Here is a 24666-nt window from a genome sequence, read left to right on the forward strand (position 1 = left end):
CGGCCCGGGGCTGCCCGACGGGGCCGTGCTCGGCCCCGGCACCGGAGACAACGCCGCCGCCGCGCTCGGGGTCGGCGCGGGGCCGGGCGACGTGGTGCTCTCCATCGGCACCTCCGGCACCGTGTTCAGCGTCGCCGACACCCCCGCCGCCGACCCGACCGGCGCGGTCGCCGGTTTCGCCGACGCCACCGGCCGCTTCCTGCCGCTGGTCTGCACGCTCAACGCCGCCCGCGTGCTCGACGCCGCCGCGGCCCTGCTCCGGGTCGACCTGGAGGAGTTGGCCGCGCTGGCGCTCGCCGCCCCCGCCGGCGCGGACGGCCTGGTCGTGGTGCCCTACCTCGAGGGCGAGCGGACCCCGGACCGACCGCTGGCCACCGGCGCGGTACACGGGCTGACCCTGCGCACCTCGACCCCGGCCCACCTGGCCCGGGCCGCCGTCGAGGGCCTGCTCTGCGCCCTCGCCGACGGCCTCGACGCGCTCACCGCCCAGGGCGCCACGGTGCGCCGGGTGATCCTCGTCGGCGGGGGAGCCCGCTCGGTGGCGGTGCGCCGGATCGCGCCCGAGGTCCTCGGGGTGCCGGTGGTCGTCCCGCCGCCCGGGGAGTACGTCGCCGACGGCGCCGCCCGCCAGGCCGCCTGGGTCGCCCTGGGCGGCGCGGCGCCCCCCACCTGGTCGGTCCGGGACACCGAGGAGTACGCAGCAGCGCCCGTCCCCGCCGTCCGCGAGCGGTACGCCGCCGCCCGCGACCGCTTCCTCGACCGGCTCGACCGCGCCCCGGCCGGCGAGGGGTAAACGACTGTACGGGCGCGCCCCGGCTCGCGATCATCGACGGATGCGAACCACCCCCCAAGCGGACGAGGCGCCGGTGACCGTCGGGACCGGCATCCCCTCGATGCTCCAGTACGACGACGCGGACACCCCCTGCGACGTCATCGACGCGCTGGTCCTGGCTGACTTCGTCACCGGCCGGCACCCGTGGTCGCACACGGTCCGGCTCTCCCGGGTGCGCCCCGACGCGCCCCTGACCGCCCCCGACGGGCGGCTGCTGCGTACGGCGGTGGAGAACCGGCAGCGGTCCCGCCTGCTGGCCGGCGACGGCTGGACGGCCCGGGTGGTCACCTGGAAGGGGCGGGGCGCCGAGGTGACCGTCACGGCGGTGACCGAGGAGGTCGGCCGGGCGGCCCTCGACCGGATCGTCGACGGCGCCGCCGAACCGGAGGACCCGGGCGCCGGCCGGATCGGCTTCTGGCACCAGAACCCCCGCCGGGGCAGCCAGCGGGACGTGCGGTCGATCGCCGCGCCGGAGTGGGCGCAGATCCGGCCGAACTACGCCGCCGGGGCGCGCACCGCGCTCGACGCGCTGATGGCGACCACCCCGGAGCAGCTCGCCGGCCGGTTGGTGCTCCTGCACGGGGCGCCCGGGACGGGGAAGACCACGGCGCTGCGCGCCCTCGCCCGGGCATGGCGCGAGTGGTGCCAGGTCGACGCCGTGCTGGACCCGGACGTGCTCTTCGCGGACCCGGCGTACCTGTCGGAGGTGGCGGTCGGGGACGAGGACGGCGAGCCGGGCACGGGCCGCCGGTGGCGGCTGCTCATCCTGGAGGACTGCGACGAGCTGATCCGGGGCGAGGCGAAGCAGGCCGCCGGCCAGGCGCTGTCCCGGCTGCTCAACCTGACCGACGGGCTGCTCGGGCAGGGGCGCGACGTGCTCGTCGCCATCACCACGAACGAGGACCTGTCCCGGCTGCACCCGGCCGTGGTCCGCCCGGGGCGCTGCCTGGCCCGGATCGAGGTGGGCCCGCTGCCGTACGAGGAGGCGACGGGTTGGCTGGGCACGTCGGCGGGGGTGCCGCCCCAGGGGGCCACCCTCGCCGAGCTGTACGCGCTGCGTGCGGGCACGCCGGCCACGCCCGCGGCCCCGCCCGCGATCGGCGGCTACCTCTGAGTCGCTGACGCCCCCACGCGACCGGATCGCCCGGACACCGGACGGCGCCTGCCCGACCCGCCCGCGCGCCGTCACCCGCTCGTGACCTGACCCTGGTTGGCTGCCGCTCATGACCTTGATCAGGGGCGGGGCGGCGCGGGCCTGGGGCGGCTCGGCCGCGCACCGGTTCTACAGCGTCGTGGTCTTCGTGCTGCTCGCCTCGCTGGACAACGTGGCGATCGGCCTGGTGCCCCCGCTGTACGGGCCGATCGCCGACGCCTTCGACGTGCCGCGGCGGCTGCTCGGCCTGGTCACCGCCGTGAGCTTCCTGGCCAGCGCGGTGGCGGCGGTGGGCTGGGCGTACGTCGGCGACCGCGCGAACCGCAAGCCGCTGCTGATGGTCGGCACCCTGATCTGGGCGCTGGGCACCGGCGGCAGCGCGGTCGCGGCGAACTACCCCGCGTTCCTGGCCGCGCAACTGCTGGCGGCGGTCGGGCTGGGCGCCGTCGGGTCGGTCGGGTTCTCGGTCGTCACCGACCTGATCTCACCCCGCCGGCGGGGGCTGGTGATGAGCTTCTGGGGGCTGTCCCAGGGGGTCGGCACGCTGGCCGGCACGCTGGTCGGCGGGCTGCTCGGGGCGGCCGACTGGCGGCGGCCGTTCCTGGCGCTGACCGTGGTCGGCCTGCTGGCGACCGCCGCCTACCTGTTCACCTACGACATCCGCCGCGGCCAGAGCGAGCCGGAGTTGGCCGACGCGCTCGCCACCGGCGCCGAGTACGACTACCGGATCAGCCGGGCGGACCTGCCGAGGATCCTCGGCCGGCGGACGAACCGGTGGCTGATCCTGCAGGGCCTCACCGCGCAGGCGGCCTTCGGGTCACTGGTCTGGCTGCCCGTGCTCTTCGCCGAGCGGGCCGAGGACCAGGGCTACTCCGCCGCCACCGCCGTGGTGGTGGGCAGCGTCTTCGCCACCCTGTTCCAGCTCGGCGGGGTGCTCTCCATCGTCGGCGGGCTGGTCGGCGACGCCCTGCAACGCCGTACGCCGAGGGGGCGGGCGCTGGTCGCGGCGGTCGGCATCCTCGCGGCGCTGCCGTTCTACCTGGTGCTCTTCTTCGTGCCGATCCGCATCGACGTGCCCGACGGCGCCGGCGCGGGGACGGTGGTCCGGGCGGTGCTGGCCAGCGTGGTCACCGAGCCGACGGTCGGGCTGAGCCTGCTCACCGCCGTGGTGGCGTTGGCGCTGACCTCCGCGAACTCGCCGAACTGGTTCGCCCTGATCGCCGACGTCAACCCGCCCGAGCACCGGGGCACCGTCTACAGCCTCGGCAACCTGGTGAACGGCGTCGGTCGGGCGGCCGGCAACGGGCTGGTCGGGGTCGCCTTCCACGGGCTGCGGGCGGCCTTCCCGCCGCCGCTGAACTACGCCGTCGGGCTGGCCGCCTTCCAGCTCTTCTTCATCCCGACCGGGATCATGTACTGGCTGGCGTCGCGGACCTCGCCGACGGACATCGCCGACGTCCACGACCTCCTGCACACCCGCGCCGAGCGGCTGTAAGGAAGGGCCCCTTGTTAACGCTATGCGTTAACAAGGGGCCCTTCCTTACACGTCAGGCCGGCCGGACCCAGACCGTCACGTCGGTGGGCACCGCGTTGTCGGTGTCGAGCGGGGCGCTGGCGTGCACCAGTTCGGTGCCGGCCGGCAGCGGCACGGCGGCGTCGCCGAAGTTGGTCAGCACGGTCAGCCCGCCGTTGCGGAAGGAGAGCACCTCGTCGCCGCTGGCGAGCCACTCCAGCGTGCCCGCGCCGAGGTCGTGCTCGCGGCGCAGCCGCAGCGCCGTCCGGTACAGCTCGTACGTCGAGCCGGGCACGCCCCGCTGCCGGTCCAGGGCGTGCTCCGCCCAGACCGGTGGCTGCGGCAACCAGCTCGCGTCGGTCGGCCCGAAGCCGTACGACGGGGCGTCGGCCTCCCACGGGATCGGCACCCGGCAGCCGTCCCGGCCCCGCTCGGTGTGCGCGCTGCGTACCCAGGTCGGGTCCTGCCGCGCCTCGTCGGGCATCGTGGTGTGTTCCGGCAGGCCCAGCTCCTCGCCCTGGTAGAGGTAGGCCGAGCCGGGCAGGGCGAGCATCAGCAGGGTGGCCGCCCGGGCCCGGCGCAGGCCGAGCGCGGCGTCCGGCTGCGGGTCGCCGATGCCGATGCCGTTGGGTCGCCTGCCGCCGACGGGCAACCCGAGCCGGGAGGCGTGCCGGACCACGTCGTGGTTGGACAGCACCCAGGTGGTCGGGGCGCCGACCGCGTCGGTGGCCTCCAGCGAGCGGGTGATGACCGCGTACTGGGCGGGCGCGGTCCACGAGGCGAGCAGGTATTCGAAGTTGAACGCCTGGTGCATCTCGTCGGGGCGCACGTACCGGGCCAGCCGCTCGGCCGGCTCGACCCACGCCTCGGCGACCAGGATCCGCTCGCCCGGGTAGCCGTCCAGCAGCCGGCGCCACTCCCGGTAGATGTCGTGCACGCCGTCCTGGTCCCACATCGGCGGGCGCGGCTTGTCGACCTCCCGCCCGGAGAGGATCTCCTGCGGCTCCTGCCAGTCGGCCAGGTCGGCCTGCTTGATCAGGCCGTGCGCCACGTCGACCCGGAAGCCGTCCACGCCCCGGTCCAGCCAGAACCGCAGCACGTCCAGGAACTCCGCCCGCACCTCGGGGTTGTCCCAGTTGAGGTCGGGCTGCCCGGTGTCGAACAGGTGCAGGTACCACTGGCCGGGTCGGCCGTCGGGGTCGGTGACCCGGGTCCAGGCCGGCCCGCCGAAGACGCTCTGCCAGTCGTTCGGCGGCCGGTCGCCGTCCGGTCCCAGGCCGTCGCGGAACACGTACCGGTCGCGCTCCGGGCTGCCCGGGGCGGCGGCGAGCGCCGCGGTGAACCAGCGGTGCGCCGACGACGTGTGGTTGGGCACCAGGTCGACGATCACCCGCAGCCGGCGCGAGTGCGCCTCGGCGATCAGCCGGTCCGCGTCGGCGAGGCCGCCGAAGAGCGGGTCGACGTCGCGGTAGTCGGCCACGTCGTAGCCGGCGTCGGCCTGCGGCGACGGATAGAACGGCGACAGCCAGAGCGCGTCGACGCCCAGCTCGACGAGGTGGTCGAGGCGGGCGGTGATGCCGGGCAGGTCACCGATCCCGTCGCCGTCCGAGTCGGCGAAGGAGCGCGGATAGACCTGGTAGATGACGGCCCGCGTCCACCAACCGGTGGCCGCGTCGGCGGGCGTGTCCTGGTGTGTCGGGTTGCTGTTCAGGGCCTTCTCCCGTATGTCGAGCCGTACGGTCGGGTGCGTGGTGCCGGGGGATCGGCGGTCCCCGTCAGTGTGCCCGGGGCGGCGCGGTCGATTCCCGCACGATCAGTCGAGTGGGCAGGATCACGGGCGTCTCCGGCGTGTCGCCGGATGCCCGCCGGGCCGGGGCGAGGCCCGCGCCTGCGTCGGGGCCGGGCGGCTCCGGTCGCCGGCCGACGAGCGGGTCGAGCAGCATCCGGGCGGCCAGCCGGCCCTGCTCCGCCGCGGGCTGGGCGATCGTGCTCAGGCCGACGACGCGGGCCAGGTCGTGGTCGTCGACGCCGATGACGCTGACGTCCTGCGGCACCCGCAGGCCGGCGTCCCGCAGCGCCGTCATCGCCCCCATCGCCATCTCGTCGCAGGCCGCGAAGATCGCCGTCGGCGGCTCGCCGCGGCGGAGCAGCTCCTTGGTGGCGCGCGTGCCGCCGTCGATGGTGAACTGCGACTCCACGTCCAGGCCCGGGTCCGGGGCGAGGCCGGCGTCGCGCAGCGCGTCCCGGTAGCCCCGCCGCCGGTCGAGGTGGGTGGTGAAGGCCAGCTCGTCCTCCGGGTCGCCGGAGATGTGCGCGATCCGGTGGTGGCCCAGGTCGAGCAGATGGCGGGTGGCGGTCCGCGCGGCGTCCACGTCGTCGATGCGTACGCAGGGCCAGCCCGGCACGACGGAGCCGGAGCTGACGGTCACCCCGGGCAGCTCCAGCTTCGTCAGGGCGATCAGGTCGGCGGGGCGCAGCGGTGTGGCGACCAGCATGATCGCGTCCACCCGCTTGTGCAGGTTGGCGGCGCGCAGCACCCGCTGGCGGGTCTGCTCCCGCCCGCCGAGGTTGTGCAGCAGCAGGTCGTAGCCCGACTCATGGAGGAACTCCTCGACGGCCTCCACGACGGTGGCGAAGAACCACCGGGTGATCCGCGGGACCACGACCGCGATGGCGCCGGTGCGCCCGCCGGCCAGCCGGGAGGCGCTCGGCGAGACGGCGTACTCCAGCTGCTCGGCCGCCGCGAGCACGCGCCGCCGGGTCGCGGCCGAGACCGCCGGGAGCCCGCGCAGCGCCCGGGAGACGGTGGCCGTGGAGACCCCGGCCAGGCGTGCGACATCATCGATTTTCGTCACGGTACCCCCGCTTCGCGCCGGCTCCGCCGCCGCCGGTGTCCCGGCGGCGGCGGAGAGGCGTCAGCCCTTGACGCTGCCGGCGAGCAGGCCCCGCACGAAGTAGCGCTGGAGGGACAGGAAGACGATCAGCGGTACGACGATCGAGACGAACGCGCCGGCGGTGAGCCGCTGCCACTCGTTGCCCCGGGTGCCGGCCATCTCGGCGAGCCGGACGGTGAGCGGGGCGGTCTCGTCGTTGCCCCCGGCGAAGATCAGCGCGACGAGCAGGTCGTTCCAGACCCAGAGGAACTGGAAGATGCCGAACGCGGCCAGCGCCGGGGTGATCAGCGGCAGGACGATGGTGCGGAAGATCTTCGGGTGGGTGGCCCCGTCGACCCGGGCCGCCTCCATCAGGTCACCCGGGAGCTGCGAGATGAAGTTGTGCAGCAGGAAGACCGCGAACGGCAGCGCGAAGCAGGTGTGCGCGAACCACACCTGCGCGAACTTCTGTTCGTCGACCAGGTCCCAGGCGGGCAGCACGGTGACCCCGCCGACGGTGACCCCGGTGGAGAAGAACTTCAGCAGCGGCACCAGCGCCATCTGCAGCGGCACGATCTGCAGCGCGAAGATCGCGATGTACACCCAGTCCCGTCCCCGGAAGTTGATCCAGGCCAGCGCGTACGCGGCCAGGGCCGCGAAGGCGAGCGGGAAGAGCACCGACGGGATGGTGATCGCCAGCGAGTTGATGAAGTAGGTGGCGAGCTGCGGGGACGACGAGGAGCTCCCGAACAGCACCTCCTGGTAGTTCTCGAAGGTGAACTGCGGGTCGGTGAAGAAGGTCCACCACCCGCTGGTCTTGATCTGGTCCTCCGGCCGGAACGACGAGATGAACAGGCCGAAGGTCGGGATGGTCCAGAGCACCGCGATGACGATCGACACGAGGGTCGCGGTGCGGCTGTTCAGCCGCTTTCGCACCCGTGCGGCGCGGGACGTGGTGTGGCCGTTGGTCTTCTGGGCGCCGGCGGCGACGGTGGGCGTTGCGGTGGTCATCTCAGCCCTTCCGCTGCTGTCGGATGTTGCGGATCTGGTAGATCACGATCGGCACCACCAGGACGAACAGGAAGACCGCCAGCGCCGAGCCCTGCCCGTTCTCTCCGTACCGGAACGCCTGGTTGTACATCTCGTTGGCGATCACGCTGGTCTCGTAGTTGCCGTTGGTGGCCGTCCGGACGATGTCGAAGACCTTGAGGGTGGCGATCGACAGCGTCACCACGACCACGATCAGCGCCGGCCGGATGCTCGGCATGGTGATCTGCCAGAACATCTGCCACGGGGTGACCCCGTCGAGGCGGGCCGCCTCCACGATGTCGGCGGGGATGGCCTTGATGGCGGCGGAGAGCACCACCATGGCGAAGCCGGCCTGGATCCACACCATGATCACGATCAGCAGCAGCGTGTTCAGCGGCGACTCGAGCAGCCACTGCTTCGGTTCGCCGCCGAGGCTCACCACGATCTGGTTGAGCAGGCCGATCTGTTCCTGCCCCTCCCCCCGGTACGCGTAGACGAACTTCCAGATGATGCTGGCGCCGACGAAGGAGATCGCCATCGGCAGGAAGATCAGCGACTTGGCGACCGCCTCGAACCGGGCCTTGTCCACCATGACCGCGTAGATCAGGCCGAACGCGGTGGCGACCAGCGGGACGAGCAGCACCCAGACCAGGGTGTTGACCAGGACCCGGACGATCGAGTCCTCCGAGAACATCCAGCCGTAGTTGCGCAGCCCCACCCAGTCGTTGCTGCCCGCGTCCATGAAGGAGAGCATCGTGGTGCGGATGGCCGGCACCACCAGCCCGATGGTGAGCAGCAGCAGCGTCGGCAGCAGGAAGAAGAGCGCGAACACGCCCTCGCGCGGCTTGCGCCGGCGGGGGAGCGGGGCGCCGCTCGCGGAGGCGGCGACGAGCTGCGCCTCCCGGCGGCGGGCGAACCAGGCCGGCACCACGTCGAGGAGCAGGAGCAGGCCACCCACCACCAGGACGAAGGCGAGCAGCCCCCATCCCAGCATGATGAACTTGTCCTTCTCCTCGATGAAGTCGAACTCCATCGACCCTCCTTATAAGGGTTCGGTCACGGAGCGGTGGGCCGGCCCGCGCCTGCGGACCGGCCCACCGTTCAGATCACTTCCAGCTGCTCTCGATGCCGTTCAGCACCGTCGCGGTGTCCTTGCCGTTGATCCAGTCGACCATGCCCTTCCAGAACGTCCCCGCGCCGACCGTGGCCGGCATCAGGTCGGAGCCGTCGAAGCGGAAGACCGAGCTCTTGTCCTGGAGGATCTGGACGGAGAGCTTGTCGATCGGGTTGGCGACGTTGGCCAGGTCGAGCTTGTTGTTCGCCGACACCCAGTCACCGATCTTGGCGCGGCTGTTGGCGTACTCGCCCGAGGCGAGGTAGGTCTGCACCGCCTGGACCTCGGGGCGGTCGGTGAAGGCCGCGACGAACTCGCCGCCGCCCAGCACCGGCTTGCCCTTGGCGGGATCGATCGCCGGGAAGTAGAAGGCGAAGACGTCGCCGTCCTCGGCCACCTTGGTGCCCTTCGGCCACTGGTTCGCGTAGAAGGACGCCTGCCGGTGCAGCGCGCACTTGCCGGTGGTGATCGGGATGCCGGCCTCGCCGAAGGCGGTGGTGGCGATGCTCTTCACGCCGCCGTAGCCGCCGTTCATGTACTTCTCGTTCTTGAGGATGGTGCCGGCCTTGTCGACGGCCTCGGCGACCTTCGGGTCGTTGAACGGGATGCCGTGGGTGGTCCACTGGTCGTAGACCTCGGGGGTCTGCGTCCGCAGCATCACGTCCTCGATCCAGTCCGTGGCCGGCCAGCCGGTGGCGTCACCGGACTCGATGCCGGCGCACCACGGCTTGGTGCCGCTCGCCGCGATCTTGTCGCTCAGGGCGATCAGCTGGTCCCAGGTGCTCGGGACGGTCCAGCCCTTCTCCTTGAAGGTCTTCGGCGAGTACCACACGAACGACTTCACGTTCGAGCCGAGCGGGGCGCCGTAGAACTGGCCGTTGACGGTGCTGTACTTCAGCCAGTCGGCCGGGTAGTTCTCCTCGGCCATCTTCTTGGTGTCGGCGCCGACCGGCTTGAGCTTGCCCGAGTCGACGAAGCGCTTGAGCAGACCCGGCTGCGGGATGAACGCGAGGTCGGGCGCGTTGCCGCCGTCGACCCGGACGCCGAGCTGCGCCTCGAACTCCGCGCTGCCCTCGTGGTCGATCTCGATGCCGGTGCACTTCTCGAACTGCTTCCAGGACTCCGCCAGGCGGTCGGCCTCGATGTCCCGGATCGACGAGTAGATCGTGACCTTCTTGCCGTCGATGTCGCCGTACTTCTCGTATGCGGCGCACTCCGCGGAACCCGCGGCGTCACTCTTCTTGTCGTTGCCGGTGCCGCAGGCGGTGACGCTCAGCGCCAGCCCCAGTACGCCGGCGATCGCGAGAGCCTGGCGTGATCTGGCAAACGCCATGCCGTTCTCCTTCCTTGCCGGCGCGTGGGGGAATCGAACGCGCGCCGGTCCGATTAGGCATCAACACATGTAAGCGCTTGCATCCGACCCGGTCCACCCCAGACCGGACACGACCGAGTAACAATCCGGAAACCCTGTCGTTGCCGCATGGGCACGCTCCCATGACGCGCGTCCGCATCTTTTCAGGAGTGGCGATTTCTGTCACGCTGGAGGTAGGTATAGAAGAATTTCAACATTGGAGGTTCTGGATGCGTAAGCGATGGCTCAGCCTGCTCGCGACCGGTCTGTTGGCCGTGGGCGCGCTGCTCCCGGCGGCCCCGGCGATGGCCGCGCCGACGTTCAAGGTGCCGTTCCCCTGCGGGCAGTCCTGGTCCGGCCAGACGCGGACCGGCCACAGCCCGGCGTACGCGATCGACTTCAACCGCACCGACGACCTCGGCGACCCGGTGGTGGCCAGCGCGCCGGGCACCGTCGACCGGGTCACGGACCTCGGCGGGACCAGCTACGGCAAGTACGTCCGGATCGACCACGGCGGCGGCTACAGCACCTACTACGCCCACCTCAACGGCTTCAACGTCTCCGTCGGGCAGACCGTCGGCTACGGGAAGGTGATCGGCTGGGTCGGCAGCACCGGCGGCTCCACCGGCCCGCACCTGCACTACGAGCAGCGGCTCAACGGCAACGACATCCAGGTCCGCTTCAACGGCGCGCTCGCCCTCTACTGGGGGACAAAGACCTACACCAGCGACAACGGCTGCGGCAGCACCACCGGCTCCGGCACGGTCAACACCAGCGGGACCCCGCTGACCGTCCGCTCCGGCCCCGGCACCGGCTACGAGGCGGTGGGCACCGTCGCCGACGGCACCCGGGTGACCATCTACTGCCAGACCAGCGGCACCACCGTCACCGGCACCTACGGCACCAGTTCGATCTGGGACCGGATCGGCAGCGGACGCTACATCGCCGACGCGTACGTCTACACCGGCCACGACGGCTACATCCCCAACGTGCCCCGCTGCTGAGCGCAGGACGGGGCCCCGGGGCCGTCCGGGGCCCCGTCATCCGGCACCCGCGCCGGGAGGGGCCACCCGCGGACAGCACTGCGCCGGGATCGTCGGGTCCGGATGCTCCCGTCGGGAGGACGGAGTTCCGGTCACGACGACCCCGGCGGGTCCCGGTCGGCGGCGGACGGCCGCCACGTCAATTGAAGATGCTCACACCACCCGGCCCGACCAGCAGGCCCACCACGATGAGGACGATGCCCCACAGGATCTGCCGGCGGAACAGCGCGAGGATGCCGGCGACCACGAGTACGACTGCGAGAATCCAGAGAATCAGCTCCATGATTGCTGGATACCCGAGCCGCCGACGCGGGAAACCTCCGGTTGATCGAGGTGGTCGCCCAAATGGAAGATGCTGTAGGCCTGCTTGATCACGGGGTGGGCGACGTTGCGGACGCGTACCCCGCCGGGCGTGGTGCCCCGCTCGGTCCCGGCGTGCGCGTGCCCGTGCAGCGCCAGCGCGGTCGGCGCCGAGTCGATCGCCTGACCGAGCTGGTACGACCCCAGGAACGGGTAGATCTCCAGCGGCTCGCCGGCGAGCGTGTCCGGCACCGGCGAGTAGTGGGTGAGTGCCACCAGCACGTCGCAGTCCAGCCCCCGCAGCGCCGCGGCCAGCGCGTCCGCGCTCTCGGTGGTGGTCCGGACGAACGCCTTCATCTCCGGCTCGCCGAAGTCGCTGGCGCAGCGCCCGGCGAACCCGCCGCCGAACCCCTTCACCCCGGCGACGCCCAGCCGGCCGCCGGCGCAACCCAGCACGACGCCGTCGCCCTCCAGGACCCTGATCCCGGCGCTCTCCAGCACCTTGACCACCTGCGGCACCTGGTCGCACTGGTGGTCGTGGTTGCCGAGCACGGTCACCACCGGCACGCCCAGTCCGCCGAACTCGGTGGCCACGCACCGCGCCTCCGACTCCGTCCCGTGCCGGGTCAGGTCACCGGCGAGCAGCAGCACGTCGGCGTGCTCGGGCAGCTCCTCCAGCGCCGGCCGGAACCGGCCGACCACGTCCTCGTCCAGATGCACGTCACCCACGGCGGCGATCCGGATCACCATGGCACCTCCTCAGGGCAGTTGCTCGATCTCCGTGGGCGCCTGCGCGCGGATCACCCCGATGTCGCTGGTGATCGGCACGTCCGGGAAGCGCTCGGCCACCCGGCGCAGGATCTCCTCCCGCCGGTGCGGGCTCTCCACCTCGCCGTACAGCACGAGGCCGCGTTCCCGGCGGACCACGGTGATCCCCTGCTCGGCCACGTCCGGGTCCTCGGTGAGCAGCCGGTGTATCTCCGCCTCGACGTACTCGTCGGGCGGCCCGGTGGCGACGTCGCGGTGCTCGGTCACGGTGTCCCCTCTCCCTGTGGGGTGCCGGAGTACGGCACCACGTCCAGCCGGTCCAGCAGCACCAGGAACGCCTCCGCGTACGGCGAGTGCTGCGTCTCCTTGCGTACCCGTTCCCAGTCGATCTGCTCCCGCAGGGAACGGGCGAGTGGCAGGCCCCGGGCGAAGTCGCAGTAGTGCTGCGAGAAGCTGAGCAGCTTGTGCACCATCAACTGGGTGGCCGAGAGCACCGGCATGTGGATCGCGTCTACCGGCCGGACCATCGTGTCGGCGAACGTCTCCTCGGTCACCGGCGTCTCGATGGGCCGATGGATGAGGTCGACCATCCGCCCGTCGTCGAAGACCTTGACCAGCCAGTCCTCGGGCGGGCGCTCGGCCGTGAAACCCGCCGCGACCAGGGCCTCCAGGGCGCGTTCCACGTCGACCTCCCGGATGAGGAAGTCGACGTCGTGCTCGCTGGAGTGGCCGCCGTGGGCGTACACGGCGAAGCTGCCGCCGAGCGCGAAGGGAATCTCTTCCTGCTTGAGCACGGCGGCGACCTTCTTCAGCGTGTGCACCAGGCTCTCGTCCCCGCGCTCGGCCATTGGCGTCTCCCGTCGATGGTGGTAGGCGGGCTGATCCAACTCCGGTACCCGGCATCCCGGGGGGCCACACCTGGCAGGAGGCGCGGGTGGGGCCAACCGGGAGCAGACGGTACAAATCTCCGGCAACGCGAGCGCGGATCGGATAGCCTGTGCAGGGTGTCCAGATCACCGGAGGCACGGCGCGGGAGGGCCCGATTGCGCGCCGTCGCCCTGATCGGCATCGACGGCTCGGGCAAGACCACCCAGGCGTACCGGCTCGCCGACGCGCTCACCGCGGCGGGGCACCCCGCCACCTATCACCGCAACGCGGGCGGGCGCCGCTGGCTCGGCCGTGTCGCGCACCGCCTCGGCCGGCCGGACGCCCAGCGTCTCGTCGGGCGCGGCGGCATGCTCGCCGTGGAGTCCGTGCTGCGCTGGCTCGCCATCGCCGCCGCCCTGCTCGGCTGCCTCGCCACGGGCCGGATCGCGGTCATGGACCGCTACTCCGCCTGCCAGTACGCGAGCATCCGCGCCCACGGAGGCCAGCGCTGGGAGCGGCTCGCCCGGGTGGGCTACCGGGTCTTCCCGCGGCCGCAGGTGACCTTCCTGCTGACCGTCGACCCGGCTGAGGCATACCGGCGGATCGAACAGCGCGGCACCGACCACGAGAGCATGCGGTACCTGACCGCGGCGGACGCCGCGTACCGGGCGTTGCCGGAGCACCCGACCTTCGTGGTGGTCGACGCCGGGCGCCCGCCGGAGGAGGTGTCCCGGCAGATCAGGGGTCACCTCGCCGGCTGGCTCGACGCCGCCGACGGGCGCGACGGCCCGTCCCACGCGGTGGCCGGCCCCGCCGTCGTGGCCGCGCCGGCCGTGGCGCCGGTCGCGGCGGGCCGCCTGACCGTCTGACCCCGGCGTGACCGGCCGGCTGGTCGCGGGCGACCGGGCCGGTCAGGCGCGGCCGTAGACCGGGATGCTCGCGCCGCTGGTCGGCGCCGACTCGTCGGAGGCGAGGAAGCGGACCACCGGCGCGATCTCGGCCGGCGTGGCCCAACGCGAGTGGTCGGCGGTGGGCTGGGCCGCGCGGTTCGCCGGGGTGTCGATGACGCTCGGCAGCACCGTGTTACAGCGCACCCCGGCCGCCCGGTACTCCACCGCCACCGCGTTCGCGAAGGCGAGCACGGCTGCCTTGGCGGTCACGTAGCCGGCGGCGCCGGGGAAGGGGGCGACAGCCGCACGGGAGGACACGCAGACCACCGCGCCACCGCCGGCCGCGACCAGGCGCGGCAGCGCCGCCCGGGTCACCAGCCAGGTCGGTCGCAGGTTCACCGTCAGCATCCGGTCGAACTCCTCGACCGGGGTCTCGTGCACCAGCCCGCCGCCGGCGTACCCGCCGACGAGGTTGACCACCGCCCGCAGCGGTGCCGCGGGATCGTCGGCGGCCGCAGCGACCGCCCGCTCCGCGCCGGCCGGGTCGGTGAGGTCCGCGACCAGCCGGACCGGAGCGCCCGCCGCCGGCTCCGTCGCCGGCGGTCGTTCCCGCCCGGGTACGACCACCCGCCACCCCGCGTCGAGGAAGGCGGCCGTGACCGCCCCGCCCAGTCCGCCCGTTCCCCCGGTGACCAGCACACTGCGATTCGCCATGCGCCACACGCTAGTGCTGGCCCGGCCCCGGCGCCGCCCGTCGCGAGGTCGTTCCGGAGGCGTGGGGCGGTCCGGGGCGCCGCCGCGATGACGGGGCGTCGCGGAAGGCGGAAAGGTGGCATGGTCGTTCGGAAGACGGTGGTCGACGGCGGCCGACGGGCAGGGGCCGGACCGCCCTCCCGGGGGAGGCGACGGCGTCGGGGGAGTGGCACCCTGAGCAGATCCGACGGTCCCGGCGGGCGGTGTTTTCCCCAACACGTGGAGTCATGGTTGACGCTCACGCCTCATGAAAGTAAGTTTCATCCGTGGCGAAGAGTCCGAAGATTTCTGCGAGTCACGAGCCGGGTGGACTGATCGTCCACATCAGCGGCCTGCTCCCGTCGTTGTCGCCGGCCGAGCAGCGGGTCGCCCGGCTGGTCGTCGCCGACCCGGCCGACGCCGCGCGTCGGACCATCACCGACCTCGCCACCGCAGCCGAGACATCCGAGGCGACCGTCATCCGGTTCTGCCGGTCGGTCGGCATGGACGGCTACCCACAGCTGCGGATCCGGCTCGCCGCCGAGGCCGCCCGCCGGGTCGAGCCGCCGGACGCCCGGGTCGTCGGCGGTGACATCCCGCCCGGCGCCGACCTCGCCCAGATCATCGCCACCATCGCGTTCAACGACGCGCGCGCCGTCGAGGAGACGGCCGAGCAGCTCGACCCGGCGATCTGCGAGCAGGTCGTCGAGGCCATCGCGGGCGCGGGCCGGATCGACGTCTACGGCGCCGGCGCCAGCGGCTTCGTCGCCTCGGACTTCCAGCAGAAGCTGCACCGGATCGGCCGCACCGCCTTCTACTTCCCGGACGTGCACACCGCGCTGACGTCGGCCGCGCTGCTCGGCCGGGGCGACGTCGCGGTCGGCATCTCGCACACCGGCACCACCTCCGACGTGGTCGAGGTGCTGGAGCAGGCCCGGGCCCGGGGCGCCGCCACGGTGGCGCTGACCAACTTCCCCCGCTCGCCGATCACCGAGGTCGCCGACTTCGTGCTCACCACGGCGGCCCGCGAGACCACCTACCGTTCCGGCGCGATGGCGAGCCGGCTCGCCCAGCTCACCGTCGTCGACTGCCTCTTCGTCGGGGTGGCGGCGCGCAACCGGTCGCGGGCCCGCAAGGCCCTCGAGGCGACCGCCGAGGCGGTCCAGTCGCACCGGGTCGGCTCGGGACGGAGGCGGGCATGACGGCCGGCGCGGTGGAACCGCAGGACGTGACCACCCCGGTGGCGGCCCGCCCGGTGATCCGGGTCGGCGCGCCGACGGAGCGGCGCAATCCGCACAGCGTCGACCTCGACCTGATGTCGACGCGGGACGTGCTCTCCGTGATCAACGAGGCGGACCGGCGGGTGCCCGGCGCGGTCGCGGACGTCCTGGACGAGATCGCCGCGACGGTGGACCTGGCGGTGGCCGCGCTGCGCGGCGGGCACCGGGTGCACTACTTCGGCGCCGGCACCTCCGGCCGGCTCGGCGTGATCGACGCCGCCGAGCTCGCCCCCACCTTCAACTCGCCCCGGCACTGGTTCTGCGCGCACATCGCGGGCGGGCCGGAGGCCATGTGGCGGGCGGTCGAGGACGCCGAGGACGACGACCGGGGCGGGGCGGCCGAGGCCGCCGACTGCGTACGCGCCGGCGACCTCGTGGTCGGACTCGCCGCGAGCGGGCGCACGCCGTACGTCCTGGGGGCGCTCGCCGCGTCCCGGGCCAAGGGCGCCTCGACCGTGCTGCTCTGTGCCAACCCGGAGGCGGAGGCCGCCCGGTCGGTGGACGTCTTCATCGGCGTGGACACCGGACCCGAGGTCGTCACCGGGTCGACCCGGATGAAGGCGGGCACCGCGCAGAAGCTGGTGCTCAACACCTTCTCCACGGCGGTCATGGTGCGGCTCGGTCGGGTCTACTCGAACCTGATGATCGACATGGTGGCCACCAACGCCAAGCTCCGCGGCCGGATGATCTCGATCCTGATGGAGGCCACCGGCTGCTCCGAGGAGATCTGCCGGCGGGCCCTCGGCGAGGCCGACGGCGACATGAAGACCGCGCTGGTCTCGCTCGTCTCCGGGGCCGAGGTGTCGGCCGCGCGGGCCGCCCTTGCCCGCTCCGCCGACCAGGTCCGCGGCGCCCTGGCCCTGCTGGTCTCCTGACCGCGGCGCCCGCCGTCACCCTTCGGCCCACCCACGCCTTCATCCCGCCCCCGCGTCACCCCTGACCTCACCCGGCCGCCCGTATCAAGCCCGTTGCCCGAGTCACCCCGCACCTCGCCCGCCGCCACGTCGCAGCGCCTCGCGTCGCCGTGTGGCCCCTCGCGCCGGTCGGCGTGGCGCTGCTGGACCCCGCCCCCGGCAACGCCGCACCGCCTCCCGTTCGCCCCTTCCTGCGAGCTGCGTCACGTGCCGGGCATAGATCTGGGGCGCGGATTGTTCATCGGGGGGTGGGGTATTACCACGGGCGTGGATGAACCGACCGGCCCACGGGCGCGTGTCTGGCTAGTGACCAGGATCGCAGCGCTGCGGTGAGCCGGGTCGCTGTGCCACCGGGGTGGGCGATGTTGCCATAGACCGGGGAAACGGCGACGCGTCGACCCGCCGACCCCGCGTGGTGCCCATCGGAGCGTCGCCACACGGGGTGCTGACAGCAAACGTGGATCGTGCTCTCAGCGGATTATCAGGCATTCGTGACACTTTCGACTCACGACAAGGAATCCCCGACGCGTCTCATCTGTTGTGTAGGTGTCAGCACCGGTGGGCACAGCGGAAGTTACGGGGGAGGGCTGATGGACGTGGGGATGGCAAGGAACCGGGCAACCGGCGCGAGCGAGGGGACCGTGGGCAACGTGGACAAGAACATCGGCATGCGAACCGACGAGGTTGCCGAGGAGCGCGACCTGGTCGGCGTCTACCTTCACGAGATCTCCCGGACGCCACTGCTGGACGCCGCCAAGGAGGTCGACCTCTCCAAGGCCATCGAGGCCGGCCTCTACGCCGAGCACCTGCTCGGCGAGGACCGCGTCCCCGCCGGTGCCGACCGGGAAGACCTGGAGCGGCTGGTCGCCGAGGGTGAGCGGGCCAAGGACCTGTTCATCCGGGCCAACCTGCGGCTGGTCGTGTCGATCGCCCGCCGCTACGTCCGCTCGGGCATGCCCATGCTGGACCTGATTCAGGAGGGCAACACCGGCCTGGTGCGGGCGGTCGAGAAGTTCGACTACGAGCGCGGCTACAAGTTCTCCACCTACGCGACCTGGTGGATCCGTCAGGCCATCAGCCGGGCGATCGCCCAGCAGGAGCGCACGGTGCGCCTGCCGGTGCACCTGGTCGAGGACGTCAACCGGATGCGCAACGTGGCCCGGCAGCTCACCCGCGAGCTGGGCAGCGACCCGGAGCCGGAGCAGATCGCGGCGGCCCTCGGGGTCACCGTCGAGCGGGTCAACGAGCTGGTCCGCTGGTCGCAGGACACGGTGTCGCTGGACACCCCGGTCGGCGACGACGGCGACACCAACCTCGGCGACCTGGTGGCCGACAGCGACGCCCCGTCGCCGGAGGAGATCGTCCTCACCGGCCTGGAGCGGCAGCGGATCGAGGGCCTGCTCAACCACCTCGACGACCGGTCGGCCGGCATCATGCGGGCCCGCTACGGGCTGGAGGACGGGCGTGAGCACTCCCTCACCGAGGTGGCCTCGCGGTTCTCGCTCTCCCGGGAGCGGATCCGGCAGCTGGAGATCCAGGCGCTCGGCCGGCTCCGCGAGCTGGCCCGCGCGGAGGGGCTGCAGGCAGCCTGAGCTGGTAGGAATGACGGCGAACGGCCGGCGTCCGATAGGGGGACGCCGGCCGTTCGCCGTCTGCGGGTACTGGCGCGGTGCGGTCAGCGCACCCGGCCGTAGCCCTGGATGGGCATCAGGTTCATGCCCCGCTTGAGCACGTTGCGCCCCGCGCTCGGCGCGTCGATCACCTGGCCGCCGCCCACGTACAGCGCGACGTGCCCGAGCCCGCGGTAGAAGACCAGGTCACCGGGGCGCAGCTCGCCCTTGCTGATGTGGGCGACCGCGCCCCACTGCATGCGGGCGTTGTGCGGCAGCGACTTCCCGGCCGCCCGCCAGGCCGCCGAGGTCAGGCCCGAGCAGTCGTAGCCGTTCGGTCCGTCGGCGCCCCAGACGTACGGCTTGCCGAGCGCGCCGTAGGCGTACCGGACGGCGACACCGGCCCGGCCGGAGACCGCGGGAGCGTCGTCCGCGCTGCCGGGCCGAGCAGCCGGCTTCTCGGTGGCCCGGCCGTACGCCTGGCGGCGCAGCTCGTAGAGCTGGGCCAGGTCGCGCTCGATCCGCTTCTTCGCGGCGGTCAGCTCGCGCGCCTGGGCGGCCTGCCGGCCGAGCGTGACGTCCAGCCGGGTCTTCTCGGCGAGCAGGCGGCGCTGGTCGTTGGTGAAGGTGGCGATGGTCTCCTGCCGCTGCCGGGTGAGCCGGTCGATCATGTGCAGCCGGTCCAGCAGGGTGTCGGAGCCGCCGGGACGCAGCAGCGCCTCGGTGGTGGACAGGTGGCTGCCGGTCTTGTACGCGGTCACCGCCAGCTCGCCGACGTCCGCCCGGCTCCGCTCGGCCTGCTGCTCCAGCGGCCCGATCCGGCCCTGCACCCGGGTCACGGCGGCCTGGTTAGCCTTCATCTCCTCGCGGAGCTTGTTGTACGCCTCGACGACGTGCTCCAGCTCGGTGGAGGACTTCTCGATCCGCCGGGTCAGCTCGGCGGGGGAGGGTTCGGCCCGGGCCGGCACCGCGGGCGCGACCAGTGTGGCCGTCACCGCGGCGACCACCAGGGCGCGCAGCGTGTTCCTGAGGGACGACAAGAGCGGAAGGCTCCTCTCCCAGCACGCCGCCGCGGGCTGCTGAGGCCCCCGGCGACACCGGGCCGGTGCAGTCCTGGTGGACGGCGGTCGACCGGCCGGCCCGGACAACGTAACCCGGGGCAGGAGTCGCCCGCAGTTGAAGCCGGGGCGAATGTTGGCAAAGTGGCGGGGGTGTCGGTCGCGCCGGTGGGCGTACGTGCCGGCGATCGTGCGCTGTAGCCGGACGGTGACGCTGATTGTCGTCGATCGGGTGGTACGCGGCTTTCGTCGTTCTGGGCGTATGCCGGCGGAGCCTGGGGCGCTATGACCGACAAGACGGACATGGGGGCCGCTACCCGACGGCCTCGCCGCCGGCCGCCCGCCGGGGTGGGTGAAAAGCGCCGTATCGGCTGGCACGTGCGCCACACAATGAACCGCGGAGCCGGGAATCCCGTCGACCGGCATTGATGCGATCCGTCGGCGGGAGCCGACCCCGGCACACAGCCGCGGGAGGTAACGCAGTGAATCCTCAAGGCGCCACGACACGACAGACGCGGTCACCGGGGGCGACCGGCGGCCGGAACACCCTGCTCTATGCCCGACCCGGGATCATCGTGACGGTCGACCGGTTCACCGTCGGACGCAACAGTTGGCGGGTGACGGAACTGACCCACCTGGAGACCAGCCGCGGGCCGCACGACCGCGTCGCCGTCCGCGCCGTGGCGGTCACGGGCGCGATGCTCGGCGGCGTCGGGCTCCTGCTCGGCTTCACCGGCGGGCTGCAACGGCTCACCGCCGGGGCGTACCTCATCCTGGGCGCCGTCTTCCTGCTGCCGGTGCTGGTCGCGGTGGTGGGGGACCGGTGGCGACCGCCGGCGTACGAGCTGTGGGGCCGGCGGCGCGGCGAGCAGGTGCTGCTGTTCAGCAGCGACAACGAACGCCAGTTCGGCCAGGTCACCCGGGCCCTGCGCCGGGCCCGGGAGATGAACCGGTACGGCGGCTGGGAGGATCCGCTCGCCTCCGTGGACCCGTGGCGGCCCCGCCGGTAGCTCGGCTCAGCCGGCCACCGGCTCCGGGGTGCGCTCGGCCCGGTCGGCGGTCACCCAGTTGCTGACCCGGCGCTCGGCGTAGAACGAGACGAACGGCACCGTGCCGGCCAGCATGACCAGGACCATCCGCTTCAGCGGCCAGCCGGCCCGGCGGGACAGGTCGAAGGCGGCCACCAGGTAGAGCATGTAGAGGAAGCCGTGCGCCTGGCCCACGGTCTCCACCAGGATCGGGTTGTCGAAGCCGTACTTCATCGGCATGCCGATGACGACCAGCAGGATCAGCGCCACGCCGACGATCCAGGCGATCACGCGGTACCGGGTCAGGGCTGCGCCCACCTTCGTCCGTCCTTCCGCGCCCGGCCTCAGCCGGGGTAGTCACCGGGCTTGGCGCCCGGGTTGTCGGTCAACCATTTCAGGTATCGGTTGTAGGCGGTGAGGTCCGCGTCCTCGCCGTGGACGGCCGCCGCGGGCACGCGGGCGACCCGCACGGGGCGGCGTACGACCGGACGCGCCGGGGCGTCGGCCGGCCGCGACCCGGCGGCGGCCGACGGCTCGGCGGCCGGGGCCTGCGGGCCGCGCAGCGTGTGCCGGACCTCACGCCACCACACGAACACCACGAAGCCGGCGAAGATCGGCCACTCGACCGCGTAGCCCCAGCTGATCGCGTTGCCGCCAGCGGCCCGGCTGACCTGCCACCAGCCCAGCCCCAGGAACCCGACGACCAGCACGACCATGGCCACGTGGCGTGCGATCCACGCCGGGGTCCAGAGCCGCTTCATGGCATCGAGAGTACCGGGGCGGCCCGCGGTCTCCGACGCGGTGTCGTAGTGCGGGGGATGGTTTGGTGTCACCCGGTGTGGGCATCCGTTTAGACGCCAGCCCAAAACGACCAGGGGGGCGATGATGACCGGATCGATACGGCAGGACGAGTACGGGAGCCCGGAGCAGCGGATGCCCGCGTGGGACGGCGACCACGTCCACGACGTGGCCTCCGGCGAGGCGGACGTCGACGGCGAGCTGCTCGGCGTCGACCCGGCCGAGCTGGGAGACGAGGACCTGATCCGCGAGATGCACAGCCTGCACCGCACCCGGCTGGACACCTTGCGGCACGCGGCCGACTCCGCGCTCGCCAACCACCTGCGGCGCACGGCCGAACTGGAGACCGAGTACCTCGCCCGGCACCCCGGGCGGGAGGTGGACCCCAGCCGCCTGCGGGACGCGTGATGGCGCACGCCGAGCGCGGGATGTCCGCGCCCCCGGAGGTGGTGTTCAACACCGCTACCGACCCCGACCGGGCGTCGGCCTGGCTGCCCGACCCGCTGCGCGGCGACGGCAGCCCGGCGGAGGAGGTCAGCGTGGAGGAGCTGCGGGCCCGGTGGAGCGCCGCCGGGGACTGGTGCGCCGAGATCCGGGTGGACCCGGCCCTGGCGGGCGGCGCCCGGACGCGGCTCGACCTGACCGGCGGGCCGGACGCCGACCGGCTGGCCGAGGAGGCGCTGGACAGCCTCGCCCGTGAGGTGGCCGACAACCTGCAGGCCGGCTGAGCCGGGCCGGCCGACCCGAGGAAACCGAGGGAGACCGGGGTGACCAACGTGGAGGAGAAGGTGGCGCGGTTACGCCGGGCGTACGCGCCGCACGAGCACCGGCCGCTCGGCGGCTACCTGGCGGCGATGGGCACTTACGCCGCGGTGACCGGGACGCTCGCCGGGCTGGTGAAGGCGGCCGGCCGGCACGTGCCGGAGCGTCCCGCCACGGCCGACGTGGTGCTGCTCAGCATCGCGACGCACAAACTCAGCCGGCTGCTGGCCAAGGACGCGGTAACGAGCCCGCTGCGGGCGCCGTTCACCCGCTACGACCGGCCCATCGGCAGCGGCGAGGTGATGGAGCAGGTCCGCGACCAGGGCAGCAGCGCCCGCCATGCCATAGGGGAGCTGCTGAGCTGCCCGTTCTGTCTCGCCGTCTGGGTCGCCACCGGGCTCACCGGCGGGCTCGTGCTCTCGCCCCGGCTGACCCGGCTGGTCGCGACCGCGCTGACCGCCGTGGCCGCCTCGGACTTCCTCCAGATGGCGTACGCGACGGCGCAGCGGGCCGCCGAGGGCCCCGGGCACGACGACGACTGAGCACGCGAGGAGGCGGAGACGTCCCGAAGGGGGCCGGCGGTGTGCCGGCCCCCTTCGCGACGTCCCGCCCATCCGTCGGGTCTGCTGGTGCCCGGTCACGTCGGGGTCGTGCCGTGGTCCTCACCGGCCCAGCCCCGGGACGCCTCCGGCTCCCGCTCGTCCTCGTCCGCGCCGGTGATGACCTCACGGTCGACGGCGGTCCTGTCGTGCTCGTTGGCGAAGTCGGGTTCCGGCAGGGTGTCCGTGCCCTCGGGGGGTTGACCGAGCGCCGGCAGCTTCTTGTGCTGCTCCTCGTGGTGGGACATCTCGCTCTCCTCACTCCTCGTCGGCCGCCCGTGCCGGGAGGCTGCCCGCCCGCCGTGACGCCACGAGCCGTACGGGCCGCCCGGGTCGTCAGGTGACCGATCCGCCGAGCAGGTCGGCCGCCTCGTCGACCGCGTACTCGCCCTCGGGCAGCGCGGCGATCCGGGTGAGGAGCTGCGCGGGAAGCTCCGCGGAGACGGCGCGGCGGTAGATGTCCGCCTGGCTGATCCGTTCCTGGCCGCGGTAGAGGTCCTCGAGCAGGTCGTCGAGGCGCCGGATGTCCGGCTCCTCGGCCGCCTCGGTCACGGGCGCCTCGGTCACGGGCGCCTCGGTCACGGGTGCGTCGTCGGTCACGTCGGCTCAGCTACCCGCGACCGAATCGGTCAAACGTCACCACGCCGGCCCCCGCGCGCCCCGAGCACGGCACGTCGGAGCAACCGGTGGCGCCTCGGTCCCGGACGAGTGCCCGGCGTGGGGCGCGGGAGGTGTGACGGCGGCCATGGTCGGGGCCGGAACACCGGAGGCGGGGGGCCGGTTGAGTGAGGTGTCGGTGTGTCCAGTGTCCCCGGGCCTCACCCATATAGCCCTCGCGGAGTTCCGTCCGGCTGGAGCCGCGTCGCGCCACTCGCCGAGAGGCGACCTGCACACCGACGCCAGCGCCGCCCCCGAGCCCACAAGGCCCGGGGGCGGCGCTGTCCTTTCTCCGTCTCCCCGGCGTCGACCACGGGATCGGCGGCGAGGTGGATCTCCTCGACCGCCGCCGACCTCATGATCAACGTCGGGTGGGTGGGTCAGGCGGGAGTGGGGGCGGGGGTGCGGCGGCGGGTGCGGACGGCGGTGGCCAGGTGGGTCAGGACCTCCTCCGTCGTCTCCCAGCCGATGCACGCGTCGGTGACCGACTGGCCGTAGGTCAGCTCGCGGGTCGGGTCGAGGTCCTGGCGGCCGGGGAGCAGGAAGCTCTCCAGCATGATCCCGACGATGCCGCGCTGCCCGGCGGCGAGCTGGGCGGCCACGTCGGCCGCCACCCTGGGCTGGTTGCGGTGGTCCTTGCCGCTGTTGGCGTGGCTCGCGTCGACGACCAGGCGCTCGGGCAGCCCGGCCGCCCGCAGCAGCTCCAGCGCGCCGGCGACCGACTCGGCGTCGTAGTTGGGCCGGCCGCCCCCGCCGCGCAGCACGAGGTGTCCGTCGGCGTTGCCCCGGGTGTGCAGGATCGCCGGGGTGCCGGAGACGTCGATGCCGGGGAAGACGTGCGGCACGCCGGCGGCGCGGATCGCGTCCACGGCCGTGCCGATGCTGCCGTCGGGGCGGTTCTTCATGCCGATCGGCATCGACAGGCCGGAGGCGAGCTGCCGGTGCACCTGGCTCTCCACCGTCCGTGCGCCGATCGCGCCCCACGCCACCGTGTCCGCGATGTACTGCGGGGTGATCGGGTCGAGGAACTCGCAGCCCACCGGCAGGCCGAGGCGCAGCACGTCGAGCAGGAGCGCCCGGGCCGTACGCAGGCCGGTGTTGACGTCACCGGAGCCGTCCAGCCCCGGGTCGTTGATCAGGCCCTTCCAGCCGACCGTCGAGCGCGGCTTCTCGAAGTAGACCCGCATCACCACCAGCAGGTCGTCGGAGACCCGGTCGGCGGCGACGCGCAGCCGGCGGGCGTAGTCGAGCGCGGCGGCCGGGTCGTGCACCGAGCACGGGCCGACCACCACCAGCAGGCGGTCGTCGGCGCGGTCCAGCACCCGGCCGACGGCGCGCCTCCCGGCCAGCACGGCCGAGGCGAGCGTGTCGTCCAGGGGCAGCTCGTGGTGCAGCAGGGCCGGGGTGGTCAGCGGCACGACACGGTCGATCCGCTGATCGCTGACCCGATCGGTCTCCGGGGTCGTCACGGTGGGCATCCTTCCGCCGACCGTGC

At 72.9% G+C, this 24666-nt stretch carries 28 protein-coding genes; 12 read left to right on the forward strand and 16 right to left on the reverse strand.

What is annotated here, in order from left to right; translation table 11 throughout:
- The 3 genes from ACGF5C_RS19400 to ACGF5C_RS19410 form a co-directional block, all read left to right on the forward strand.
- On the forward strand, positions 1–793 hold a 793-nt coding region (locus ACGF5C_RS19400; RefSeq protein WP_393303391.1), incomplete at its 5' end, for an FGGY-family carbohydrate kinase.
- A 40-nt stretch (positions 794–833) separates the two neighbouring features.
- Entirely contained in the window at positions 834–1946 is a 1113-nt protein-coding gene (locus ACGF5C_RS19405; RefSeq protein WP_393303393.1) for a DUF5925 domain-containing protein, read from the forward strand.
- A gap of 109 nt (positions 1947–2055) precedes the next feature.
- A complete protein-coding gene (locus tag ACGF5C_RS19410) occupies positions 2056–3480 on the forward strand; it encodes an MFS transporter (RefSeq protein ID WP_393303395.1) in 1425 nt (474 codons plus the stop codon).
- A gap of 52 nt (positions 3481–3532) precedes the next feature.
- Here the strand turns inward: ACGF5C_RS19410 and ACGF5C_RS19415 are convergent, their stop codons facing one another.
- The 5 genes from ACGF5C_RS19415 to ACGF5C_RS19435 form a co-directional block, all read right to left on the reverse strand.
- Positions 3533–5209 (reverse strand): alpha-amylase family glycosyl hydrolase, encoded by a 1677-nt coding sequence (locus ACGF5C_RS19415; protein WP_393303490.1) that lies wholly within the window; start codon positions 5207–5209, stop codon positions 3533–3535.
- A 64-nt stretch (positions 5210–5273) separates the two neighbouring features.
- Positions 5274–6353 carry a LacI family DNA-binding transcriptional regulator gene (locus tag ACGF5C_RS19420; RefSeq protein WP_393303397.1) on the reverse strand — a complete coding sequence of 360 codons (1080 nt, stop codon included), beginning with the start codon at positions 6351–6353 and terminating at the stop codon, positions 5274–5276.
- Between the two features lie 60 nt (positions 6354–6413).
- A complete protein-coding gene (locus ACGF5C_RS19425) occupies positions 6414–7382 on the reverse strand; it encodes a carbohydrate ABC transporter permease (protein ID WP_393303399.1) in 969 nt (322 codons plus the stop codon).
- 1 nt (position 7383) lies between these two features.
- On the reverse strand, positions 7384–8433 hold the full coding sequence (locus ACGF5C_RS19430) for a carbohydrate ABC transporter permease (protein WP_393303401.1): 1050 nt from the start codon (positions 8431–8433) through the stop codon (positions 7384–7386).
- A gap of 73 nt (positions 8434–8506) precedes the next feature.
- Entirely contained in the window at positions 8507–9847 is a 1341-nt protein-coding gene (locus ACGF5C_RS19435; protein WP_393303403.1) for an ABC transporter substrate-binding protein, read from the reverse strand.
- A 248-nt stretch (positions 9848–10095) separates the two neighbouring features.
- Here ACGF5C_RS19435 and ACGF5C_RS19440 point away from each other — a divergent pair, with 248 nt between their 5' ends.
- Entirely contained in the window at positions 10096–10869 is a 774-nt protein-coding gene (locus ACGF5C_RS19440) for a peptidoglycan DD-metalloendopeptidase family protein (protein WP_393303405.1), read from the forward strand.
- Positions 10870–11047: 178 nt separating this feature from the next.
- Here ACGF5C_RS19440 and ACGF5C_RS19445 read toward each other — a convergent pair whose 3' ends face one another.
- From ACGF5C_RS19445 to ACGF5C_RS19460, 4 genes are read right to left on the reverse strand one after another with little or no spacing between them, the layout of a single operon-like run.
- Entirely contained in the window at positions 11048–11191 is a 144-nt protein-coding gene (locus ACGF5C_RS19445; RefSeq protein WP_007464364.1) for a GPGG-motif small membrane protein, read from the reverse strand.
- Entirely contained in the window at positions 11182–11958 is a 777-nt protein-coding gene (locus tag ACGF5C_RS19450) for a metallophosphoesterase (RefSeq protein ID WP_393303407.1), read from the reverse strand. The genes ACGF5C_RS19445 and ACGF5C_RS19450 overlap by 10 nt, the downstream gene beginning before the upstream one ends.
- A gap of 9 nt (positions 11959–11967) precedes the next feature.
- The gene (locus tag ACGF5C_RS19455) at positions 11968–12243 is read right to left on the reverse strand and encodes a hypothetical protein (protein WP_350651478.1); all 276 of its coding nucleotides are present in this window, start codon (positions 12241–12243) and stop codon (positions 11968–11970) included.
- The gene (locus ACGF5C_RS19460) at positions 12240–12863 is read right to left on the reverse strand and encodes a nucleotidyltransferase (RefSeq protein ID WP_393303409.1); all 624 of its coding nucleotides are present in this window, start codon (positions 12861–12863) and stop codon (positions 12240–12242) included. The genes ACGF5C_RS19455 and ACGF5C_RS19460 overlap by 4 nt, the downstream gene beginning before the upstream one ends.
- Before the next feature lie 117 nt (positions 12864–12980).
- Here ACGF5C_RS19460 and ACGF5C_RS19465 point away from each other — a divergent pair, with 117 nt between their 5' ends.
- Complete coding sequence (locus ACGF5C_RS19465; protein ID WP_393303411.1) at positions 12981–13712, forward strand: dTMP kinase; 732 nt, start codon at positions 12981–12983, stop codon at positions 13710–13712.
- Between the two features lie 42 nt (positions 13713–13754).
- Here ACGF5C_RS19465 and ACGF5C_RS19470 read toward each other — a convergent pair whose 3' ends face one another.
- Positions 13755–14447: an SDR family NAD(P)-dependent oxidoreductase gene (locus tag ACGF5C_RS19470; RefSeq protein WP_393303413.1), complete on the reverse strand. Its 693-nt coding sequence runs from the start codon at positions 14445–14447 to the stop codon at positions 13755–13757.
- A gap of 305 nt (positions 14448–14752) precedes the next feature.
- Here ACGF5C_RS19470 and ACGF5C_RS19475 point away from each other — a divergent pair, with 305 nt between their 5' ends.
- The 3 genes from ACGF5C_RS19475 (at position 14753) to ACGF5C_RS19485 (ending at position 18251) form a co-directional block, all read left to right on the forward strand.
- Positions 14753–15667, forward strand: coding sequence for a MurR/RpiR family transcriptional regulator (locus ACGF5C_RS19475; protein ID WP_350708619.1), 915 nt, complete (start codon positions 14753–14755; stop codon positions 15665–15667).
- Positions 15664–16620: an N-acetylmuramic acid 6-phosphate etherase gene (murQ, locus tag ACGF5C_RS19480; RefSeq protein WP_393303415.1), complete on the forward strand. Its 957-nt coding sequence runs from the start codon at positions 15664–15666 to the stop codon at positions 16618–16620. Before ACGF5C_RS19475 ends, murQ begins: the two co-directional genes overlap by 4 nt.
- 641 nt (positions 16621–17261) lie before the next feature.
- Positions 17262–18251 (forward strand): sigma-70 family RNA polymerase sigma factor, encoded by a 990-nt coding sequence (locus ACGF5C_RS19485; RefSeq protein ID WP_357699892.1) that lies wholly within the window; start codon positions 17262–17264, stop codon positions 18249–18251.
- Positions 18252–18334: 83 nt separating this feature from the next.
- Here the strand turns inward: ACGF5C_RS19485 and ACGF5C_RS19490 are convergent, their stop codons facing one another.
- Positions 18335–19309: an NlpC/P60 family protein gene (locus ACGF5C_RS19490; protein WP_393303417.1), complete on the reverse strand. Its 975-nt coding sequence runs from the start codon at positions 19307–19309 to the stop codon at positions 18335–18337.
- Between the two features lie 593 nt (positions 19310–19902).
- Here ACGF5C_RS19490 and ACGF5C_RS19495 point away from each other — a divergent pair.
- A complete protein-coding gene (locus tag ACGF5C_RS19495) occupies positions 19903–20337 on the forward strand; it encodes a DUF6232 family protein (protein WP_393303419.1) in 435 nt (144 codons plus the stop codon).
- Between the two features lie 6 nt (positions 20338–20343).
- On the opposite strand, the gene ACGF5C_RS19500 is transcribed toward ACGF5C_RS19495, so the two are convergent.
- A complete protein-coding gene (locus tag ACGF5C_RS19500; RefSeq protein ID WP_357456058.1) occupies positions 20344–20673 on the reverse strand; it encodes a DUF3817 domain-containing protein in 330 nt (109 codons plus the stop codon).
- A gap of 26 nt (positions 20674–20699) precedes the next feature.
- Positions 20700–21116 (reverse strand): hypothetical protein, encoded by a 417-nt coding sequence (locus ACGF5C_RS19505; RefSeq protein WP_393303422.1) that lies wholly within the window; start codon positions 21114–21116, stop codon positions 20700–20702.
- 121 nt (positions 21117–21237) lie between these two features.
- On the opposite strand from ACGF5C_RS19505, the gene ACGF5C_RS19510 reads away from it, so the two are divergent.
- Genes ACGF5C_RS19510 through ACGF5C_RS19520 form a run of 3 tightly spaced genes read left to right on the forward strand, consistent with a single transcriptional unit; the run spans position 21238 to position 22457 of the window.
- Positions 21238–21561, forward strand: coding sequence for a DUF6158 family protein (locus tag ACGF5C_RS19510; protein ID WP_393303424.1), 324 nt, complete (start codon positions 21238–21240; stop codon positions 21559–21561).
- A complete protein-coding gene (locus ACGF5C_RS19515) occupies positions 21561–21881 on the forward strand; it encodes a hypothetical protein (protein WP_393303426.1) in 321 nt (106 codons plus the stop codon). Before ACGF5C_RS19510 ends, ACGF5C_RS19515 begins: the two co-directional genes overlap by 1 nt.
- A gap of 48 nt (positions 21882–21929) precedes the next feature.
- Complete coding sequence (locus ACGF5C_RS19520) at positions 21930–22457, forward strand: DUF1360 domain-containing protein (RefSeq protein ID WP_393303492.1); 528 nt, start codon at positions 21930–21932, stop codon at positions 22455–22457.
- A gap of 95 nt (positions 22458–22552) precedes the next feature.
- Here ACGF5C_RS19520 and ACGF5C_RS19525 read toward each other — a convergent pair whose 3' ends face one another.
- The 3 genes from ACGF5C_RS19525 to ACGF5C_RS19535 form a co-directional block, all read right to left on the reverse strand.
- Positions 22553–22762 (reverse strand): hypothetical protein, encoded by a 210-nt coding sequence (locus ACGF5C_RS19525; RefSeq protein ID WP_393303428.1) that lies wholly within the window; start codon positions 22760–22762, stop codon positions 22553–22555.
- Between the two features lie 88 nt (positions 22763–22850).
- On the reverse strand, positions 22851–23114 hold the full coding sequence (locus ACGF5C_RS19530) for a hypothetical protein (protein WP_393303430.1): 264 nt from the start codon (positions 23112–23114) through the stop codon (positions 22851–22853).
- Between the two features lie 437 nt (positions 23115–23551).
- Entirely contained in the window at positions 23552–24649 is a 1098-nt protein-coding gene (locus tag ACGF5C_RS19535) for a 3-deoxy-7-phosphoheptulonate synthase (protein WP_393303432.1), read from the reverse strand.
- Positions 24650–24666 lie beyond the last annotated feature (17 nt).

The organism is Micromonospora sp. NPDC047620 (genome assembly GCF_043205005.1).
Taxonomy (GTDB): Bacteria; Actinomycetota; Actinomycetes; order Mycobacteriales; family Micromonosporaceae; genus Micromonospora.

Excerpts from the sequence above, each read along its gene's own strand:
- ACGF5C_RS19405 (WP_393303393.1), top strand. The coding sequence starts at position 834 with ATGCGAACCACCCCCCAAGCGGACGAGGCGCCGGTGACCGTCGGGACC.
- ACGF5C_RS19410 (WP_393303395.1), top strand. The coding sequence starts at position 2,056 with ATGACCTTGATCAGGGGCGGGGCGGCGCGGGCCTGGGGCGGCTCGGCC.
- ACGF5C_RS19425 (WP_393303399.1), bottom strand. The coding sequence starts at position 7,382 with ATGACCACCGCAACGCCCACCGTCGCCGCCGGCGCCCAGAAGACCAAC.
- ACGF5C_RS19430 (WP_393303401.1), bottom strand. The coding sequence starts at position 8,433 with ATGGAGTTCGACTTCATCGAGGAGAAGGACAAGTTCATCATGCTGGGA.
- ACGF5C_RS19435 (WP_393303403.1), bottom strand. The coding sequence starts at position 9,847 with ATGGCGTTTGCCAGATCACGCCAGGCTCTCGCGATCGCCGGCGTACTG.
- ACGF5C_RS19440 (WP_393303405.1), top strand. The coding sequence starts at position 10,096 with ATGCGTAAGCGATGGCTCAGCCTGCTCGCGACCGGTCTGTTGGCCGTG.
- ACGF5C_RS19445 (WP_007464364.1), bottom strand. The coding sequence starts at position 11,191 with ATGGAGCTGATTCTCTGGATTCTCGCAGTCGTACTCGTGGTCGCCGGC.
- ACGF5C_RS19450 (WP_393303407.1), bottom strand. The coding sequence starts at position 11,958 with ATGGTGATCCGGATCGCCGCCGTGGGTGACGTGCATCTGGACGAGGAC.
- ACGF5C_RS19470 (WP_393303413.1), bottom strand. The coding sequence starts at position 14,447 with ATGGCGAATCGCAGTGTGCTGGTCACCGGGGGAACGGGCGGACTGGGC.
- murQ (WP_393303415.1), top strand. The coding sequence starts at position 15,664 with ATGACGGCCGGCGCGGTGGAACCGCAGGACGTGACCACCCCGGTGGCG.
- ACGF5C_RS19485 (WP_357699892.1), top strand. The coding sequence starts at position 17,262 with ATGGCAAGGAACCGGGCAACCGGCGCGAGCGAGGGGACCGTGGGCAAC.
- ACGF5C_RS19505 (WP_393303422.1), bottom strand. The coding sequence starts at position 21,116 with ATGAAGCGGCTCTGGACCCCGGCGTGGATCGCACGCCACGTGGCCATG.
- ACGF5C_RS19510 (WP_393303424.1), top strand. The coding sequence starts at position 21,238 with ATGATGACCGGATCGATACGGCAGGACGAGTACGGGAGCCCGGAGCAG.
- ACGF5C_RS19515 (WP_393303426.1), top strand. The coding sequence starts at position 21,561 with ATGGCGCACGCCGAGCGCGGGATGTCCGCGCCCCCGGAGGTGGTGTTC.
- ACGF5C_RS19525 (WP_393303428.1), bottom strand. The coding sequence starts at position 22,762 with ATGTCCCACCACGAGGAGCAGCACAAGAAGCTGCCGGCGCTCGGTCAA.
- ACGF5C_RS19535 (WP_393303432.1), bottom strand. The coding sequence starts at position 24,649 with ATGCCCACCGTGACGACCCCGGAGACCGATCGGGTCAGCGATCAGCGG.